The organism is Mycobacterium sp. ACS4054 (genome assembly GCF_001667275.1).
In the GTDB taxonomy this organism is placed as follows: domain Bacteria; phylum Actinomycetota; class Actinomycetes; order Mycobacteriales; family Mycobacteriaceae; genus Mycobacterium.
Window position 1 is genome coordinate 275925 of sequence record NZ_LZHV01000058.1, and the last position, 17285, is coordinate 293209.

16 protein-coding genes and 2 pseudogenes are annotated in these 17285 nt (G+C 69.0%); 11 read left to right on the top strand and 7 right to left on the bottom strand.

The window, feature by feature from the left end:
- Position 1 precedes the first annotated feature (1 nt).
- From A5730_RS17805 to A5730_RS17825, 5 genes and pseudogenes are all read left to right on the top strand, one after another.
- Positions 2–1747 (top strand): thiamine pyrophosphate-binding protein, encoded by a 1746-nt coding sequence (locus A5730_RS17805; protein ID WP_067903045.1) that lies wholly within the window; start codon positions 2–4, stop codon positions 1745–1747.
- A complete protein-coding gene (locus tag A5730_RS17810) occupies positions 1728–2375 on the top strand; it encodes a hypothetical protein (RefSeq protein WP_067903048.1) in 648 nt (215 codons plus the stop codon). The genes A5730_RS17805 and A5730_RS17810 overlap by 20 nt, the downstream gene beginning before the upstream one ends.
- A 5-nt stretch (positions 2376–2380) precedes the next feature.
- Positions 2381–3391 carry a 3-oxoacyl-ACP synthase III family protein gene (locus A5730_RS17815; protein WP_067903188.1) on the top strand — a complete coding sequence of 337 codons (1011 nt, stop codon included), beginning with the start codon at positions 2381–2383 and terminating at the stop codon, positions 3389–3391.
- Positions 3391–4549 (top strand): annotated as a pseudogene (locus A5730_RS17820) (histidinol-phosphate transaminase). Before A5730_RS17815 ends, A5730_RS17820 begins: the two are co-directional and overlap by 1 nt.
- Entirely contained in the window at positions 4453–4953 is a 501-nt protein-coding gene (locus tag A5730_RS17825; protein WP_055405659.1) for a MarR family transcriptional regulator, read from the top strand. Before A5730_RS17820 ends, A5730_RS17825 begins: the two are co-directional and overlap by 97 nt.
- A 91-nt stretch (positions 4954–5044) precedes the next feature.
- Here A5730_RS17825 and mmsB read toward each other — a convergent pair whose 3' ends face one another.
- From mmsB to A5730_RS17840, 3 genes are read right to left on the bottom strand one after another with little or no spacing between them, the layout of a single operon-like run.
- A complete protein-coding gene (mmsB, locus tag A5730_RS17830; RefSeq protein ID WP_067903056.1) occupies positions 5045–5929 on the bottom strand; it encodes a 3-hydroxyisobutyrate dehydrogenase in 885 nt (294 codons plus the stop codon).
- Between the two features lie 12 nt (positions 5930–5941).
- The gene (locus A5730_RS17835; RefSeq protein WP_055405467.1) at positions 5942–7102 is read right to left on the bottom strand and encodes an isobutyryl-CoA dehydrogenase; all 1161 of its coding nucleotides are present in this window, start codon (positions 7100–7102) and stop codon (positions 5942–5944) included.
- Positions 7103–7107: 5 nt separating this feature from the next.
- Positions 7108–8628, bottom strand: coding sequence for a CoA-acylating methylmalonate-semialdehyde dehydrogenase (locus A5730_RS17840; protein WP_067903059.1), 1521 nt, complete (start codon positions 8626–8628; stop codon positions 7108–7110).
- Positions 8629–8739: 111 nt separating this feature from the next.
- Between A5730_RS17840 and A5730_RS17845 the strand changes: the two genes are divergently transcribed.
- From A5730_RS17845 to A5730_RS17870, 6 genes are read left to right on the top strand one after another with little or no spacing between them, the layout of a single operon-like run.
- Entirely contained in the window at positions 8740–10152 is a 1413-nt protein-coding gene (locus A5730_RS17845) for an FAD/NAD(P)-binding protein (protein WP_067903062.1), read from the top strand.
- Positions 10153–10197: 45 nt separating this feature from the next.
- Positions 10198–10746 carry an RNA polymerase sigma factor gene (locus tag A5730_RS17850; RefSeq protein ID WP_067903065.1) on the top strand — a complete coding sequence of 183 codons (549 nt, stop codon included), beginning with the start codon at positions 10198–10200 and terminating at the stop codon, positions 10744–10746.
- On the top strand, positions 10743–11444 hold the full coding sequence (locus A5730_RS17855; protein ID WP_067903068.1) for a Rieske (2Fe-2S) protein: 702 nt from the start codon (positions 10743–10745) through the stop codon (positions 11442–11444). The genes A5730_RS17850 and A5730_RS17855 overlap by 4 nt, the downstream gene beginning before the upstream one ends.
- Before the next feature lie 30 nt (positions 11445–11474).
- Positions 11475–11867 carry a cupredoxin family copper-binding protein gene (locus A5730_RS17860; protein ID WP_067903071.1) on the top strand — a complete coding sequence of 131 codons (393 nt, stop codon included), beginning with the start codon at positions 11475–11477 and terminating at the stop codon, positions 11865–11867.
- Positions 11864–12784, top strand: a complete 921-nt coding sequence (locus A5730_RS17865) for a metallophosphoesterase (protein WP_067903074.1) — start codon at positions 11864–11866, stop codon at positions 12782–12784. Before A5730_RS17860 ends, A5730_RS17865 begins: the two co-directional genes overlap by 4 nt.
- Positions 12781–13182 (top strand): hypothetical protein, encoded by a 402-nt coding sequence (locus tag A5730_RS17870; RefSeq protein WP_067903077.1) that lies wholly within the window; start codon positions 12781–12783, stop codon positions 13180–13182. The genes A5730_RS17865 and A5730_RS17870 overlap by 4 nt, the downstream gene beginning before the upstream one ends.
- On the opposite strand, the gene A5730_RS17875 is transcribed toward A5730_RS17870, so the two are convergent.
- From A5730_RS17875 to rfbB, 4 genes and pseudogenes are all read right to left on the bottom strand, one after another.
- Positions 13142–14284 (bottom strand): acyltransferase, encoded by a 1143-nt coding sequence (locus A5730_RS17875; RefSeq protein WP_082946882.1) that lies wholly within the window; start codon positions 14282–14284, stop codon positions 13142–13144. The genes A5730_RS17870 and A5730_RS17875 overlap by 41 nt on opposite strands.
- Positions 14285–14374: 90 nt before the next feature.
- A pseudogene (locus tag A5730_RS17880) lies at positions 14375–15501 on the bottom strand (acyltransferase family protein).
- A gap of 153 nt (positions 15502–15654) precedes the next feature.
- A complete protein-coding gene (gene rfbC / locus A5730_RS17885) occupies positions 15655–16275 on the bottom strand; it encodes a dTDP-4-dehydrorhamnose 3,5-epimerase (RefSeq protein ID WP_067903191.1) in 621 nt (206 codons plus the stop codon).
- A 1-nt stretch (position 16276) separates the two neighbouring features.
- The gene (gene rfbB / locus A5730_RS17890; protein ID WP_067903079.1) at positions 16277–17272 is read right to left on the bottom strand and encodes a dTDP-glucose 4,6-dehydratase; all 996 of its coding nucleotides are present in this window, start codon (positions 17270–17272) and stop codon (positions 16277–16279) included.
- Positions 17273–17285 lie beyond the last annotated feature (13 nt).

Here is a 17285-nt window from a genome sequence, read left to right on the forward strand (position 1 = left end):
CATGTCCGGCAACTACCGGGTGGTCGACCACATCGTCGGGCACCTCGCCGCACTCGGGGTGGATCACGTCTTCGGTGTCGATGGCGCCAACATCGAGGACCTGTACGACGCGGCGCACTTCCGCCCCGAGGTCACCGCGGTGCTGGCCAAGCACGAGTTCTCGGCGGCCACCATGGCCGACGGCTACAGCCGCAGCGGCGCCGGGCTCGGCGTGGTGGCGGCGACCTCGGGTGGCGGAGCGCTGAACCTGATCGCCGGGCTGGGGGAGTCGTTCGCCAGCCGGGTCCCGGTGCTGGCCCTGGTCGGCCAGCCCGCCACCACGATGGACGGTCGGGGCAGCTTCCAGGACACCAGCGGCCGCAACGGTTCGCTGGACGCCCGCGCGTTGTTCTCGGCGGTGTCGGTGTCGTGCGAGCGGGTGCTCGCGCCGGCCGACATCGTGTCCGCGTTACCCCGGGCCGTCGCCGCCGCGCGCACGGGCGGCCCGGCGGTGTTGTTGCTGCCCAAGGACATTCAGCAGGCGGGCATCGCCGCCGACGGCCCCGACGGGCACGCGGGGAACTTCGGCGCGCCGATCGGCAACCCGCATCCCATCGCGCAGGAACTGCGCCGCGCGACCGGTCAGGTGACGATCATCGCCGGCGAGCAGGTGGCCCGCGACGACGCGCGGGCCGAGCTCGAGCAGCTGCGCGCGGTGCTGCGCGCGCGGGTGGCCACCGTGCCCGACGCCAAGGACGTCGCCGGCACGCCGGGCTTCGGGTCGTCGTCGGCGCTCGGCGTGACCGGCGTGATGGGCCACCCGAGCGTGGCCGAAGCGGTGGCCGCCAGCTCCGTGTGCCTGATCGTCGGCACCCGGCTCGCGGTCACCGCGCGCGGCGGCCTGGACGACGCGCTGGCGGCGGTGCGGACGCTGTCGATCGGGTCGGCGCGGCCTTACCCGAGCTGTCTCCACGTGCACACCGACGACCTGCGCGGCTCGCTGCGCCTGCTGACCCAGGCCCTGCGCGGGCACGGCCGCCCGAACGGCCTGCGCGTGCCGGATGTGGTGCGCCGCACCGAGCTGACGCCCCCGGCCTGCCCCGGGCCGGGCGTGCGGTACCGCGACGCCATGGGGGTCCTGGACCGCGCCCTGCCAGACGGCGCCGACATCGTGGTCGATGCCGGCAACACCGGCGCGGCCGCCATCCACTACCTGCCCGCGCGGCGCGGTGGCCGGTTCGTGGCCGCGCTCGGCATGGGCGGCATGGGCTACAGCTTCGGGGCGGGCATCGGGATGGCGTTCGGGCGGGCCAGCGGCGGCCGGCCCGGCGGGCGCACCGTCGTGATCGCCGGGGACGGCGCGTTCTTCATGCACGGCCTCGAGGTGCACACCGCAGTGCAATACCGCCTCCCGGTGACGTTCGTCTTGTTCAACAACAACGCCCACGCCATGTGCGTGACCCGCGAGCAGCTGTTCTACCAGGACCGGTACAGCTACAACCGGTTCCGGCCGAGCACGCTGGGCTCGGGCCTGGCGGCCATGTTCCCGGGGCTGACATCGGTCGACGTCAGCGAATCCGCCCAATTCGCCGCGGCGCTTCGGGTGGCGCTGGACGTCGAGGGCCCGGCGGTGGTCAGCGTCGAGTGCGCAGCCGACGAAATCCCGCCGTTCGCTCCATTTCTCGCCGCGCTGCCGAGCAACGCGGCTCTCGCAGAACAGCTTTCGACCGCAAAGGAGAACCGGGACGATGTCGTTGCCAGCGCTTGAGGATATCCCCATCCCCCTCGACGGGGTGGTCCGCATCGAAACCAGTCCACGGGAGAAGGCGACCCCGATCATCATGGAGATGATGCGGTCGGTGTACCCGCACGACCAGGTCTTCGGCCAGTACTGCACGGTCAACGATTACGTCGATTGTCCGCCCGACGAGCTGTACGAGTACATGGCCGACACCCGCAGCCTGGAGGAGTGGACCTACAGCCTGCGCGGTTTCACCCCCACCGACGAGCCGGGCCTGTGGCTGGCCCACGACCGGCTCGGTTCGGAGACCGAGATCTACACGCGCACCGTCGCCAATCCCGAGGCGCGGACCGTCGATTACCACTGCGCGTGGGACCAGGGCAAGCACCTGTGGATGATCTACCTGATGCGCGTCGTCGACGCGCAGGTCGTGCTGGACAAGCCGGGATCGGTTGTGCTGTGGACCAATTGCCATCACCCGTTCTACGACCACAACCCCTATCCGGAGACCGCACCGGCGCAGCGCCCGGTGTGGGTGGGTGACTTCTGGGACATGTTCGGCGCCGGGCACGCGCTGGAGCTGCAGAACCTGAAGGCGATCGCCGAATACCGGCACCGCAACGGCCTGCCGGTGACGCCGAAATGGATGGGGTGACAAACATGAGCGTCAGCCTGATCGACGTTTCCACGTATCTGCCCGGCGAACCGATCGGAGCCGACTACTACGCGCAGTTCGCCGAATCCGACGACCTGCGCGACAGCGTCATGTTCCGCGCCCCGAAGTTCCGGCACCACGTCGCGCCCGACGAGAGCTCCATCGACATGATCGAACGCGCGGCGCAGGGCCTGATCGAGCGGCACGGCCACGACGTGGTCGAGGGCGCCGACGTGCTGATCACCCACACCCAGGTGCCGGACATGGCCTTCTACGGCCAGGGCGGCGGCATCGCACACCGGTTGGGCATGCGGCCGTCCTGGGTGCTGGACCTCAACAACGGCGGCTGCGCGGCATTCGTGTTGGCGCTCAACGTGGCTCGCAAGCTGCTGGAGTCCGGCAGCGGACACACCGCGCTGATCGCCATCGCGCAGAACGCGGCGGGCCAGTTCTTCGATCAGCCGACCATCCGGCGCAAGGCGCAGTCCGCGGTGCCCGGGGACGGCGCGGCGGTGGGGCTGGTGACCCTCGGCGATCAGTCGCCCATCCTCGACGTCGAGTGCCGCACCTACGGCGAGTACGCCGGTGAGATGACGCTGTCGTACGACCCGCCCCGCAAGTGGTGGCAGGCCGGGTCCGGTGAGGGCAGCATCGGCTTCACCGAAAGCAAGATCACCAAGGTGTTGGCCCGCGGCAACCGGCAGGTCCCCGAGGTGGCGCTGGCGGTCTGCGACCGGATCGGCCTGCCCGCCAAGGACATCGATCTCCTGGTCACAAACCAGCCGAACCGAGTGTTCCTGCGCAACTGGCGCGAGGCGCTCGAGCTGCCCGAGTCGAGACACCGCGACACGTTCGACGAGTGTGGCAACCTGTTCGGCGCGGGGATCCCGATCAACTTCGACCGCGCGATCACCGACGGTCAGGTCCAGGCCGGCGACGTCGTGATGATGGCCGCCTTCGCGCATGCCGGCGATTTCGCCGGTGCGGCGGCGGTGCGCTGGGGCGGGCGAGGCTGATGCAGCCCGCACCGGTCCCGTGGGACGGTGACCTCCGCGACGCGCTGCCGGAGGCTATGGATCCGTTTGCCTTGTCGCTCAACGAGAATCCGTTCCCCCCACTGCCCGAGGTCCGCTCGGCGCTGATGCGATCCGTGCAGACGGCGCACCGCTATCCGGAGTTCCTGCCCGAGCGGCTGCGCGCGCTGATCGCCGACCACATCGGGGTGCCGGCCGACGCGGTGGTTCCGGGTGCGGGCGCGACGGGCGTCGCATTGCAGGCCCTGCAGTCGCTGACCGTTGCGGGCGACACGATGGTGATGTCGACGCCGACGTTCGACGGATACCCGATCCTGGCGCGGATGGCGCGGCTGACGACGCGGACGGTGCCCCTGGACGAGCACGGCCACAACGACCTCGACGGGCTGGCCCGCGCCGCCGCCGATGCCCGGGTGGTGGTGCTGTGCCGCCCGCACAACCCCACCGGCACGCTGGAGACCGCCGACGCCGTCTCGGCGTTTTTGCGCCGCGTGCCCCGCGACACCGTCGTGCTGCTCGACGAGGCGTACATCGAGTTCACCGCGCCCGAACACCGCATCGCCGTGTCGGCGTTGATCACTCGGTTCCCGAATGTGGTGGTGGTGCGGACCTTCTCCAAGGCCTACGGCCTGGCGGGGCTGCGAATCGGTTACGGGGTGGCGTCACCGGAGCTGGCCCGGGCGCTGTGGTCCGATCAGCTGCCGTTCGGCGCCGCGATCACCAGCCTGGTCGCGGTCGCCGCGTCGTACGCGGCGGAAGACCAACTGCTGCAGCGGGTCCGGCTGATCAACGCCGAACGCGGCTACTTGCGCATGCGCATGAGTGCGCTGGGGATCTACACCACCGACGCGCACGCGAACTTCATGTACCTGCCCCCGAGGGGTGGGCCGTGGCATGAGGTTTTCGCCGGCGGCGGCCCACGGGTGCGGTGTTACCCGGACGGCGGCGCGCGGATCACCGTGGGCAACAGGGCGTCGACCATGGCGGTGCTGTCCGCGCTGGGGAAAGGCCACGCTCGCGCGCCAAGTGCGGTATGAAGGGGCGTGGCTGCCTCCAACAAGCGTGACCCGATCGACGCGGCACGCGCCAACTGGGAACGCTCCGGTTGGGCCGACGTGGCGCAGGGCATGGTCGCGGTGACGTCGGTGATGCGCGCCCACCAGATCCTGCTGGCCCGCGTCGAGACGGCGTTGCGCCCCTACGACTTGAGCTTCTCCCGCTATGAGCTGCTGCGGCTGCTGGCGTTCAGCCGGACCGGCGCGCTGCCGATCACCAAGGCCTCCGACCGCTTGCAGGTGCACGTCACCAGCGTGACCCACGCGATCCGCCGGCTGGAGGCCGACGGGCTGGTGAAGCGGGTGCCGCACCCCACCGACGGGCGCACCACGCTGGTGCAGATCACCGATCTCGGTCGCTCGACGGTGGAGGACGCCACGGTGACGCTCAACGAGCAGGTGTTCGCCGACATCGGGATGTCGGAAAGCGAAGCGCGAGCACTGGTTTCGTCGATCGAGACGCTGCGCCGCGACGCGGGCGACTTCTGAGGCTCACGCTCTGGTCTCTTCGCCGAACGTGAACTGACGGCGGCTTTTCGTGCGATTTTCCGCCGTGAGTTCACGCTCGGCGCGCTGAGGCTCAGCCTTCGCGCAGCATCTCGATGACCGCGCTGAAATCCTTGTCGGCGTGGTCCGCCGCGAACTCGGCGTAGATCTCGGCGGCGTGGCGGCCCAGCGGCGCCGAGGAGCCCGTCGAGGTCACCGCGTCCATCGCAAGGCCCAGGTCCTTGTTCATCAGCGCGGTCGCGAAACCCGGCTTGAAGTCGTTGTTGGCCGGCGAGGTCGGCACCGGGCCGGGCACCGGGCAGTTGGTGTGCACGGCCCAGCAGTTGCCGGTCGCGCCGGTGATGACGTCGAACAATGACTGCGCGGACAGCCCGAGCTTCTCGGCCAGGACGAACGCCTCGCCGATGGCGATCTGCTGCACCGCCAGCACCATGTTGTTGCACACCTTGGCGGCCTGCCCGGCGCCGGCGGCGCCGCAGTGAATCACCTTGCCCGCCATGGGTTCCAGCACCGGCCGGGCGCGCTCCAGGGCTTCGGCGTCGCCGCCCACCATGAACGCCAGCGTGCCGGCGACCGCGCCCTTCACCCCGCCGGAGACGGGCGCGTCCAGCTGCGCCATGCCGTGCCCGGTGGCCAGCGCGTGCACCTCGCGGGCGTCGTTGACCGAGATCGTCGAGCTGTCGATGAACAGCGCGCCCGGTCGCGCGGCGGGCAGCACCTCGGCGTAGCAGCGCTTGACGATGTCGCCGTTGGGCAGCATGGTGATCACCACGTCGGCGTCGGCCACCGCGGCGGCGGCGGTGTCGAATCCGGTGACACCGGCCTCGACCGCCGCGGACAACGCCGCCGGAACGGGATCGAACCCGCGCACCGCATGCTTGACCGCGACCAGGTTCGTCGCCATCGGGCCGCCCATGTGGCCCAGGCCCAGGAAGGCCACCGTCAGGTGCTCGGTCATCTGCCCGCCCTTCTACGCGCTCGCGCGCACTCGCGAGGCCTCGGCGCGGCCGATGACCACCCGCATGATCTCGTTGGTCCCTTCCAGAATGCGGTGCACCCGCAGATCGCGAACGATCTTCTCGAGACCGTACTCGCGCAGGTAGCCGTAGCCGCCGTGCAGCTGCAGGGCCTTGTCGGCCACCTCGAAGCAGGTGTCGGTGACGTAGCGCTTGGCCATCGCGCACAGCTCGACCTTGTCCGGGTCGTCGTTGTCCAGCGCATCCGCGGCCCGCCACAACATCATTCGCGACGTCTGTAGCCCGGTGGCCATGTCGGCCAGGGTGAACCGGACGGTGGGCTCGTCGAGCAGGGACTTGCCGAACGCCGCGCGTTCGCGCACGTAGGCGCCCGCCTTGTCGAAGGCGGATTGCGCGCCGCCCAGCGAGCAGGCCGCGATGTTGAGCCGGCCGCCGTTGAGGCCGTTCATCGCGATGCCGAAGCCCGCGCCCTCGCCGTCGGCGCCGCCCAGCATGGCCTCGGCCGGCACCCGCACCCCCTCGAGGATCACCTGCGCGGTGGGCTGGGCGTGCCAGCCCATCTTCTCCTCGAGCGCGCCGAAACTCAGTCCCTTGGCGCCCTTTTCGATCACGAAGGCGGAGATGCCGCGCGGGCCGTCACCGCCCGTCCTGGCCATCACGACGTAGACGTCCGATGCGCCGGCGCCGGAGATGAACTGCTTGACGCCGTCGAGCACGTAGTCGCCGCCCTCCCGGACGGCGCGGGTGCTCAACGCACTGGCGTCCGACCCGGCGCCCGGCTCGGTGAGGCAGTAGCTGGCGATGGCGTCCATCGCGGCCAGCCGCGGCACCCAGGCCTTGCGCTGTTCGGCGGTGCCGAAGCTGTCGATCATCCACGCGCACATGTTGTGGATGGACAGGAAGGCGGCGGTGACCGGGTCGGCGATGGCCAGCTGCTCGAAGATGCGGACACCGTCGAGCCGGCGCAGCCCGCTGCCGCCCACGTCCTCGCGGCAGTAGATGGCGGCCATGCCGAGCTCGGCGGACTCGCGCAGCACGTCGGTCGGAAAGTGCTTGGTCGCATCCCAATCCAGCGCGTGCGGGGCGATCCGTTTGGCGGCGAACGCGGCCGCCGTCTCGGTGATGACCCGCTCGTCGTCGTTCAAGGTGAACATGGCGCTCAATCCATTGTCGGGATCACGAATTCGGCGCCGTCCTTGATGCCGGACGGCCACCGCGACGTGACGGTCTTGACCTTGGTGTAGAACTGGATCGACGCCGGGCCGTGCTGGTTGAGGTCGCCGAAACCGGAGCGCTTCCAGCCACCGAAGGTGTGGTAGGCCACCGGAACCGGGATCGGGACGTTCACGCCGACCATGCCCACCTGCACCCGGGACACGAAGTCGCGGGCGGCGTCGCCGTCACGGGTGAACACCGCGACGCCGTTGCCGTACTCATGCTCCGAGGGCAGCCGCAGTGCCTCTTCGTAGTCGTGCGCCCGAACGATGCACAGCACCGGGCCGAAGATCTCGTCGGTGTAGATCGACATGTCGGGGGTGACGTGGTCGAAAAGTGTTGGGCCGATGAAGAATCCACCCTCGAGGCTGGCGTCGCCGTACGCGAGGTCGTCGCTGGCCCGCTCGCGGCCGTCGAGCACCAGCTCGGCGCCCGCGTCGACGCCCTGGCCGATGTAGTCGCGCACCCGCGCCAGCGCGGCCTCGGTGACCAGCGGGCCGTAGTCGGCCTTCGGGTCCAGGCTGTGGCCGACGCGCAGGTTGTTGATCCGGTCGATCAGCCTGGCGCGCAGCCGGTTCGCAGTCTGCTCGCCGACCGGCACCGCCACGCTGATCGCCATGCAGCGTTCGCCGGCGCTGCCGTACCCCGCGCCGATCAGCGCGTCGACGGCCTGGTCGAGGTCGGCGTCGGGCATCACGACCATGTGATTCTTGGCGCCGCCGAAGCACTGCGCCCGCTTGCCGGTGGCCGCGGCCGTCGAGTAGATGTACTGGGCGATGTCGGAGCTGCCGACGAAGCCCACCGCCTGGATGTCCGGGTGGTGCAGGATGGCGTCGACGGCCTCCTTGTCGCCGTGCACCACCTGGAACACGCCGGGCGGCAGGCCGGCCTCCAAGAACAGCTCGGCCAGCCGCACCGGGACCGACGGGTCGCGCTCGCTGGGCTTGAGCACGAACGCGTTGCCGCACGCCAGCGCCGGTCCCGCCTTCCACAGCGGGATCATGGCCGGGAAGTTGAACGGGGTGATGCCCGCGACCACCCCCAGCGGCTGGCGCAGCGAGTAGACGTCGATGCCGGGACCTGCGCCTTCGCTGTACTCGCCCTTGAGCAGGTGGGGGATGCCGATGGCGAATTCGATGACCTCGATCCCGCGCTGGACGTCGCCCCGGGCGTCGGCCAGCGTCTTGCCGTGCTCGAGTGACAGCATTTCGGCGAGCTCATCCATGTGGTCGTTGACCAGCTCGACGAAGCGCATCATCACCCGGGCGCGACGCTGCGGATTCCATGCCGCCCAACCCTTTTGGGCCTCGACGGCCGAGGCCACCGCGGCGTCGACGTCGGCCTGGCCGGCCATCGGCACCTGCGCCTGCACCTCGCCGGTGCTGGGGTTGAAGACGTCGGCGGTGCGGCCGGACTGGCCGGGGGTGCGCTGCCCATCGATGAAGTGGGGGATCTGTGTGGTCATGGTGTCCTCGGGTTCGTGCGCGCAGGAGAGGCGGATACTTGGATATCCTAGTAACTGCCGCCGGGCGTCGCAAGGACGGGTGGCCCGCGGGCGCGCGTAGCCTTCAGGCGTATGCACACCATCGAGGCGGACTACCTGGTGGTCGGCGCGGGCGCGATGGGCATGGCGTTCGTCGACACGCTAGTGACCGAGACGGACGCCCGCGTGGTGCTGGTCGACCGCCACCACCAGCCCGGTGGCCACTGGACCATGGCCTACCCCTTCGTCCGGCTGCACCAGCCCTCGGCGTTCTACGGCGTCAACTCGCTGCCGCTGGGCCGCGATTCGATCGACCAAATCGGCTGGAACCAAGGGCTTTACGAGCTGGCAACCGCCGGCGAGGTGTGCGCCTACTACGACCACGTGCTGCGCCAGCAGCTGCTGCCCAGCGGGCGGCTCAGCTATTTCCCGATGAGCGAATACCTCGGCGCCGGCCGCTTCACCACGCTCGCCGGTGCCGAATACACGGTCGACGCGCGCCGCACCGTCGACGCCACCTACATGCGGGTGACGGTCCCGGCCATGCGGCCGCCGCCGTATGAGGTGGCCGACGGCGTCACCTGCGTGCCGCCCAACGAGCTACCGAGGCTGGGCCCGCACCCGCGCTACGTGATCGTCGGGGCCGGCAAGACCGGCATCGACACCTGCCTGTGGCTGCTCGGCCAAGGCGTCGCGCCGGACCGGCTGACCTGGATCATGCCCCGCGACTCGTGGCTGCTGGACCGCGCGACGATGCAGCCCGGGGCGTTGTTCGCCGACGGCATCAAGAACAGCTTCACCGCGCAGTTGCGGGCCATCCGCGACGCCACGTCGGTCGAGGACCTGTTCGCACGGCAAGAGGACGCGGGCCTGTTGCTGCGGATCGACAAGACGGTCCGCCCGACCATGTATCGCTGCGCCACCGTGACGCGCCTGGAGCTCGAGCAGCTGCAGCGCATTCGCGACGTGGTGCGCATGGGCCACCTGCTGCGCGTCGATGAGGACCGGATGGTGCTCGACGGCGGTGTCCTCACCCGCGACGGGCACGCGTTGTACATCGACTGCACCGCGGACGGGGCCGAAAAGCGGCCCGCCACACCAATTTTCGATGACGGACGGATCACACTGCAGAGCGTGCGCGGATGCCAACAGATCTTCAGCGCCGCGTTGATCGCCCACGTCGAGGCCGCCTACGCCGACGACGGGGTCAAGAACGAGCTGTGCGTGCCGTTGCCGCACCCCGACACCGACACCGACTGGCTGCGGCTGGCGCAGGCCGACTACGCCAACCAGCTGCGCTGGCTCGAAGACCCGGGGCTGACCGCCTGGATGTCCGGGGCGCGCCTGGACCTGTTCGGGCACCTGATCGGTCACCTGCTGCCCCCGGCGTCGGCGAAGCCGCGGGTGCGTGACCGCATCCTGGGCATCGCCAAGTCGGTGTTCGCGGCGACCGCCACCAAACTCGACGAACTGCTGAGTGAACAAACCTCACTCGCCGCACCGTGATACCCGGTGTAACCCGGCTCGATATTCATCGGGTGGAGGAGGCACGTGGCGGCACAAAGCGAACCCGTCAAACGGCCGCTGCGGGCGGTGCCCGACGGCGGATTTGACGCCGGCTATCCCGACTGGGAGGCCGTTTACCAGGACAACGCGTCCTGGGTGTACCGCACGCTGTACGCCCGGGTGGGCAACCGGGCCGACGCCGAGGACCTCACCGCGGAGGTCTTCCTGGCCGCGCTGCGGCCGCTGCGGCTGACCGCGAGCGTCGGCGAGGTGCGTGCGTACCTGCGGGTCACCGCGCGCACGGTGCTGGCCGCGCATTGGCGGGAGACCCTGGGTCGGGAGATAACCTCGATCGACGACATCGAGCAACCACCGGACAGCGAGGAGGCGATCAGCACGGCGCCCCAGCGTGTCGCCCAGGTTCTGGACAACCTGCCGGACCGGTACCGGCAGATCCTGGAATTGCGCTTCCTGCAAGGTCATTCGATCAAGGACTCCGCCGCACGGCTGGGCGTCAGCGTCGCCAACGCCAAGGTGCTCCAGCACCGCGCTCTGCGCCTGGCGGCGCAGGTCAACGATGGGGGCCCGTCATGAACGCGCGAGGATTGCGCCGGTACGTCGACGACCTGCTGCGGGGCCGGCGGCCCAGGCCGTTCGCCCCCGACGATTTCGAGGCGGCGCAGCTGCGCACGGCGATCGAATTGCGCGCGGCCGGGCGTCGCGGCGAGACCCCGCGCCCGGAATTCCTCGACGACCTGCATCGCCGCCTCGCCGAGCAGCTGTCCGACGCCCCGCCTGAAGCGGCGCCGAAACACAGCAGCACCCGCCGGCAGGTCATCGTCGGCACCTCGGCCGCCGCGGCCGCCGCGGTCACCGCGGTGTCCATCGACCGGGCCGTGCTCGCCGGTGAGCCCACCGCGGTCCCCGCCGCCGACAACGCGCCGCTCACCCCCAACGCCGGCACCTGGCAGCGGGTGGCGGCCAGCTCCCAGGTGCCCGACGGGGTCATGCACCCCTTCGACCTCGGGTCGGTCAGCGGATTCGTCCGCCGCGTCGACGGCAAGCCCCAGGCCGTGTCCGGGGTGTGCACCCACCAGGGCTGCCGGCTGTGGTTCGACGCGCCCGACGACACGCTGCGCTGCCCCTGCCATTCGACGTCCTTCGCGCCAAGCGGGCAGGTGCTCACCCATCAGCTGCCGATCGCCCCAAAGCCGTTGCCCCCCTTGCTGGTCCGCGAGGTCGACGGCAACATCGAGGTGTTCGCGCCCGCGAGGCCGGACCAGCCAGCCTGAGCGGTGTAACCCGCCGCCCTATTCCTGGGCATGATGCTTCGAAAACATTCGGCGGTCGCGTTCGCCGCCGCCGCGCTGCTGGCGGGTTGCTCGGCCTCGCGGCCCGCCACCGGTTCGACTGCACCCGCGCCGATGACCTCGATGTCGACGTCCGCGCCGGCCGCCCCGGTGAGCGGCAACCAGGTCAACATCGACGGCTTCGCGTTCGCGCCCACCACGCTGACCGTCCCGGTGGGCACCACCGTCACGTGGACCAACCGCGACGAAGAGCCGCACACGGTGGCCGCCAGCGACGGGTCGTTCCACTCGCCGGGGATGGGGACGGGGGCCACCTTCACCCACACCTTCACCGACGCCGGGACGTTCGACTATGTCTGCTCCATCCACCCGATGATGCGCGGGACCGTGGTGGTGACGCGATGAACCCGAACATGAGTCGCCGCCAGCTGATGCGGCACACGGCGTGGTTCGGGGCGGCGGTCGGGTTCGCCGTCGTCGGCGGCGAGGTGATCTCGCATGTCGCGGGCGCATCGGCCGCCGAGCACGCGCACGCCCGGCCCAGCCTGCGGTTCGCACAGGTCAGCGACAGCCACATCGGGTTCACCGGCGCGCCCAACCCGGACGTCACCGGGACGTTCGGCCACGCGATCCAGGCGATCAACAACCTCGGCTACACACCGGATTTCGTGGTGCACACCGGTGACCTCACGCACCTGTCCAGCCCCGAGCAGTTCGACCAGGCGAAGCAGATGATGAGCGCCTTGAAGACGCCGCACGTGTTCACGGTGCCCGGGGAGCACGATTCGGTCGACGACGCGGGGCAGAAGTACCGGAGCGCCTTCGGCGCGGGCTCGGTCGGCGATGGCTGGTACAGCTTCGACATCGCGGGCGTTCACGTGATCGCACTGGTCAACACGCTGAACCTGCGCAAGCTCGGGCATCTGGGCACCGATCAGCTGGAGTTCGTGCGCAAGGACGTCGCGCGGCTGTCGAGCGACACCCCGATCATCGTGTTCAGTCACATCCCGTTGTTCGCGATGTACCCCGACTGGGGGTGGGGCACCGACGACGCGACCCAGGCGCTGTCCTATCTGCGCCGGTTCTCCTCGGTCACCTGCCTCAACGGGCATGTGCACCAACTGTTTTCAAAGACCGAGGGCAACGTGACATTCTACAGCGGGACCACGACCGCGTACCCGCTGCCGCGGCCCGGCGACGGCCCGGCGCCCAAGCCGGTCACCCTGCCCGCCGGCAAGCTTCGCGACGCGCTCGGCATCCGCGAGGTGAGCTACACCCAGGGCGAGACCACCCTGGCACTGAAAGAACGGACGTTGCAATGACTCTGCTGATCCGCGTCGGCCTGGCCGTGGCACTGGCGGTCAGCGGCGCCAGCCACGCCTACCTGTATGTCCATGGCTACCGGCACATCCCGGACATCGGCGCCGCCTTCCTGGTCCAGGCCAGCGCCTCGTTCGCCATCGCGCTGCTGGTGCTGGCCGGCGGGCCCGCGTGGCTGCGCTGGGCCGGCGCTGCCCTGGCGGGCGGCTCGCTGGTCGCGTTTGTGTTGTCGAGAACCGTTGGGCTGGACGGCTTTTTGGAGCGGGGGTGGGAACCCGCGCCGCACGCCGCGCTCAGCGTGGGCGCGGAGGCGCTGACCGTGCTGCTGTGGGCGTTGTCGGTGAAGTGGCGGCCGCTGGCTAGGCGGTATCCGGAACCTCCGGAGTTGGCTTCGGCGTAGCCTCCGCCGTGACGGCATCGGCATCGGGGGCCACCTCGGCCTCGGAGAGCTCGGCGTTGGCACCGGACCACTTCCGCTTGAGGCGCGATTTCAGCCGCTGCGCGGGTTTCTCCACCAGGAACCAGCTTCCCGCCGCCAGCGGCAGGGTGGCGGCCGTCGAAATCACGAAATAGATCAGCGGATTCAGCCAGATCAGCCCGCAGATGGCCAGCAGCTGCTGGGTGGGGAACGCGTAGATGTACACGCCGTACGACAGGTCGGTGCGAAGCCGCAGGCGCCTGTGCTTGATCAGGATGCCCGAGACCACCACCGCGTACGCCAGCGGCAGGGCGCCGACCACCCGGTAGTCGGGCAGGCGGCTGGAAGCCAGCACAATCGCCACGCTTACCGCCACGAGCGACCACCGGGCCGGAATCACGTCTTTCCACTGGTACAGCAGCGCCCCGGCCGAAAAGGTAAGGGCCGAGCGCACAGCGAGCTGGGGAATGGTCCATACGCCGGGGTAGGTGAGCGGCGGCAAGGCCAGCGCGCCCAGCGTCGCCAGTATCAGGATCGCGGGCGACACCCAGCGCCGATTGGCCAGTCCGACCAGGCCGATGACGGCAACGATGATGTAGCACATGAATTCCCAGATGAGGGACCACAGCGAAGCGTTCCATCCGCCCGCGTCGGGGATCCCGTGCGGCGTGTCGCCGACGAAGTGATGCAGATAGGCCAAGGCGCTGTTTTTCCAGATGTACTCGAGCGGCGCGCTGGAGAACAGCAGTTTCGTGGGCGAGCCGCCCTGGATGGCCACGCTGATCGGGGCGAAGGCGAACGCGGTGACGAGCAGGCAGACGTAGAAGCCGGGGAAAATGCGCAGGGCGCGGGCGGTGAAGTAGTCACGGGCCCGCGGGTCGTTGAGCCAGCTTGCGGTGATCAGGAAGCCCGAGATCGCGAAGAAGCCGTCGACGCCCACGGAGAAGAGGAGCTGGAGCGTCGGCGCCGGTGGCATGCGGCCGGTCACCGGGAAGGAGTGCCACAAGATGACCTCGGCCGCCAGGGCTAGCCGAAAAGCGTTCAGCGCGTTCCTTCGCGGATCGAATACCTGCCCGAGGTTCATCGGTGTCCACCCCTCGTACGCCGCCAGAGCTGTCCGCGGCATCCTATGCCACGCCGCCGAGGGCCGTTCGGCTTTTCGGCCGTTCGGCGACTAGTGCGCCATACCTCGGAAGTCCGGCGGCAGCACGGTCAGCGGTTGCTTCCCGGCGCCGGACCGCTTCGGTCCGAAGCGGTGTTTGAGCGCTCGCGCGGGCTTTTCGACCAGGAACCAGCTCGCGAAGGCGAGGGGCACGGTGGCCATCGACACCACGCTGAAGATCAGCAGCCTGTTCATGTTGAAAAGCCCGGAAACGGCAAGCAACTGCTGTACCGGATACGCGTAGATGTACATGCCGTACGAGATGTCCGTGCGCAGTCGCAGGCGCCGGTGTTGCAGTAGCGTGCCCGAGACCACGATGGCGTAGGCCAGCGGACCCGCGGCGATCACCCGGTAATCCGGCAACCGGCCCGCCAGGATGACGACGACAATGCTGACCGCGACGAGCGACCAGCGGGCGGGAATGACGTCTCGCCATTGGTACAGCAGCGCCCCGGCCGAAAACATGATCGCGGTGCGGCAGGCCAGGAAGATCAGCGCGGTGCGCGCGTCGCCGCCGGGGTGATGCGAGACCTCGGGAAAGGTGATGGCCGGCATCAGCAGCGCGCCGGCGGTCGCCAGCGCCAGTATCGCGGGGGAGACCCATCGGCGGCTGGCCAGGCCCACCACGCCGATCACCCCGACGATCAGGTAACACATCACCTCCCAGATGAGCGACCACAGGGAGGCGTCCCAATCGCCGGCATCCGGGATTCCGGTCGGTGTGCCGCCGACATCGAATTTCACGAACGCGACGGCCGCATTCTTGAAAACGTATTCGAGCGGCGCGCCGGAAAGGATGAGTTGCATGGGCGAGCCGCCCCGGATCGCCACGCTGACCGGGGCGATGACGAACGCGGTGACGAGCAGGCAGATGTAAAACCCGGGCAGGATACGCAGGGCCCGGGCCACGAAATAGTCGCGGACGTTTGGGTTGTTCAACCAGCTCGCGGTGATGAGGAAGCCGGAGATCGCGAAGAAGCCGTCAACCCCTAGCGAAAAAAAAGTTGGAGGAACGTCCTGTTTGACGGGATGGGACCGTTGAGCGAAAAGACGTGCCAAAAGATGACTTCGCCCGCCAGCGCCAGCCGCCACGCGTTTAGTGCATTGTTTCGCGGATCGAACACTTGCCCGAGTTTCATCCGCCTGCCTTTCGTCGGCACACGTTATGACGGCGTCATCCTAAGCACACGGAACAGCAGAAAGGTAGGGCTAATATGCCCTGAGCAAACCCGGCATAGCGAATCGCCCTTCGAGTCATACCCCGCGAATCGCGGGCGTTCCAGGCGCTCGCGTTATTGAGCGTCGAACTTTCGGCGCAAATTCTCGACGAACGCCTGCGTGTCGGCCCAACCAGGCAATAGGCCGGCGGCGCGCACCTCTTCGAAAGTCGGGGCCGCGGCGTCGCGGGCGGAAAGCGTCGGGGGTGCGCCGTCGACCAGCGGCCATTCGATGCCCAGCGCCGGATCGGTCGGGCAAATGGTGTGCTCGCGCCCGGGGCTGTATTCGGCCGAGCACAGATACATCACCGTGGAATTGTCCTGCAGGGCGAGAAAGCCGTGCGCCAGGCCTTCGGAGATGTAGATCGATTTGTGCTCCAGGTCGTCGAGCAACACGGAGTCCCACTGGCCGAAGGTGGGCGAGCCTTCGCGGATGTCGACCACCACATCGAATACCGAACCCGATACGCAGGTCACGTACTTGGCCTGGCTCGGCGGAAGTTGGGCGAAATGCAGGCCCCGCAGCACGCCGGCCGACGACACCGAGCAATTGGCTTGCTGGACGTCGAAGCGGTGACCCGCGAACGCGGTGAAGTCGTGGTCGGTCAGCCACTCGAACAACAGGCCGCGAGAGTCGCCGTGCAGGGTCGGGGTTAGCTCCCAAGTCCCCGGTATGTCGAGTTCGCGAACTTTCATCTCACTGACCACGTCCTTCGTAACGGGCTTCCGCGGCGTCCTTCAAAGGGCGCCACCAGGATTCGTTGGCACGATACCAGTCGATGGTTGAGCTCAGCCCCTCCTCGAAGTCGGTATGCTTTGGGGCCCAACACAGTTCGTCGTACAACGTCGACGGGTCGATGGCGTAGCGCAGGTCGTGGCCGACGCGGTCGGTCACGTGGTCGAAGTCGTCGGGTTCGCGGCCCATCATCTTCAGCAGCGTGCGCAGCACGGTCATGTTGTCCCGCTCGCCCTCGGAGCTGATCAGGTACGTCCGGCCGATCTCGCCCTTTTCCAGGATGCGCCGCACGGCGCTGTTGTGGTCGTCGACGTGGATCCAGTCGCGGACGTTGGCGCCGCTGCCGTACAGCTTCGGCCGCCGGCCGGTGAGGATGTTGGTGATCTGTCGCGGGATGAACTTCTCCACGTGCTGATACGGCCCGTAATTGTTGGAGCAATTCGAGATCGTGGCCCGCACGCCATACGAGCGTACCCACGCCCGCACCAGCATGTCGGCGCCGGCCTTGGTCGCCGAGTACGGGCTCGAGGGGTTGTAGGGCGTCGACTCGGTGAACCGGTGGGGGTCGTCGAGCTCCAGGTCGCCGTAGACCTCGTCGGTCGAAATGTGGTGCAGCCGCACGCCGTGGCGCCGCACCGCCTCCAGGATGGTGAACGTGCCGACCACGTTGGTGTGCAGGAAGGGCCCCGGGTCGTCCAGCGCGTTGTCCACGTGGCTCTCCGCGGCGAAGTGCACCACCGCGTCGGACTCGGCGACCAGTTTCGAGACCAGCTCGGCGTCGCAGATGTCGCCCACCACCAGGCGGATGGCGTCCTCGACGTCGGCCAGCGACTCCCGCCGGCCGGCGTAGGTCATGGCGTCGAGCACGGTCACCGAGTCCTCGGGGTGTTCGCGCACGGTGCTGTGCACGAAATTCGCGCCGATGAACCCAGCGCCGCCGGTGACCAGTAACCGCATGGTGCAAACCCTA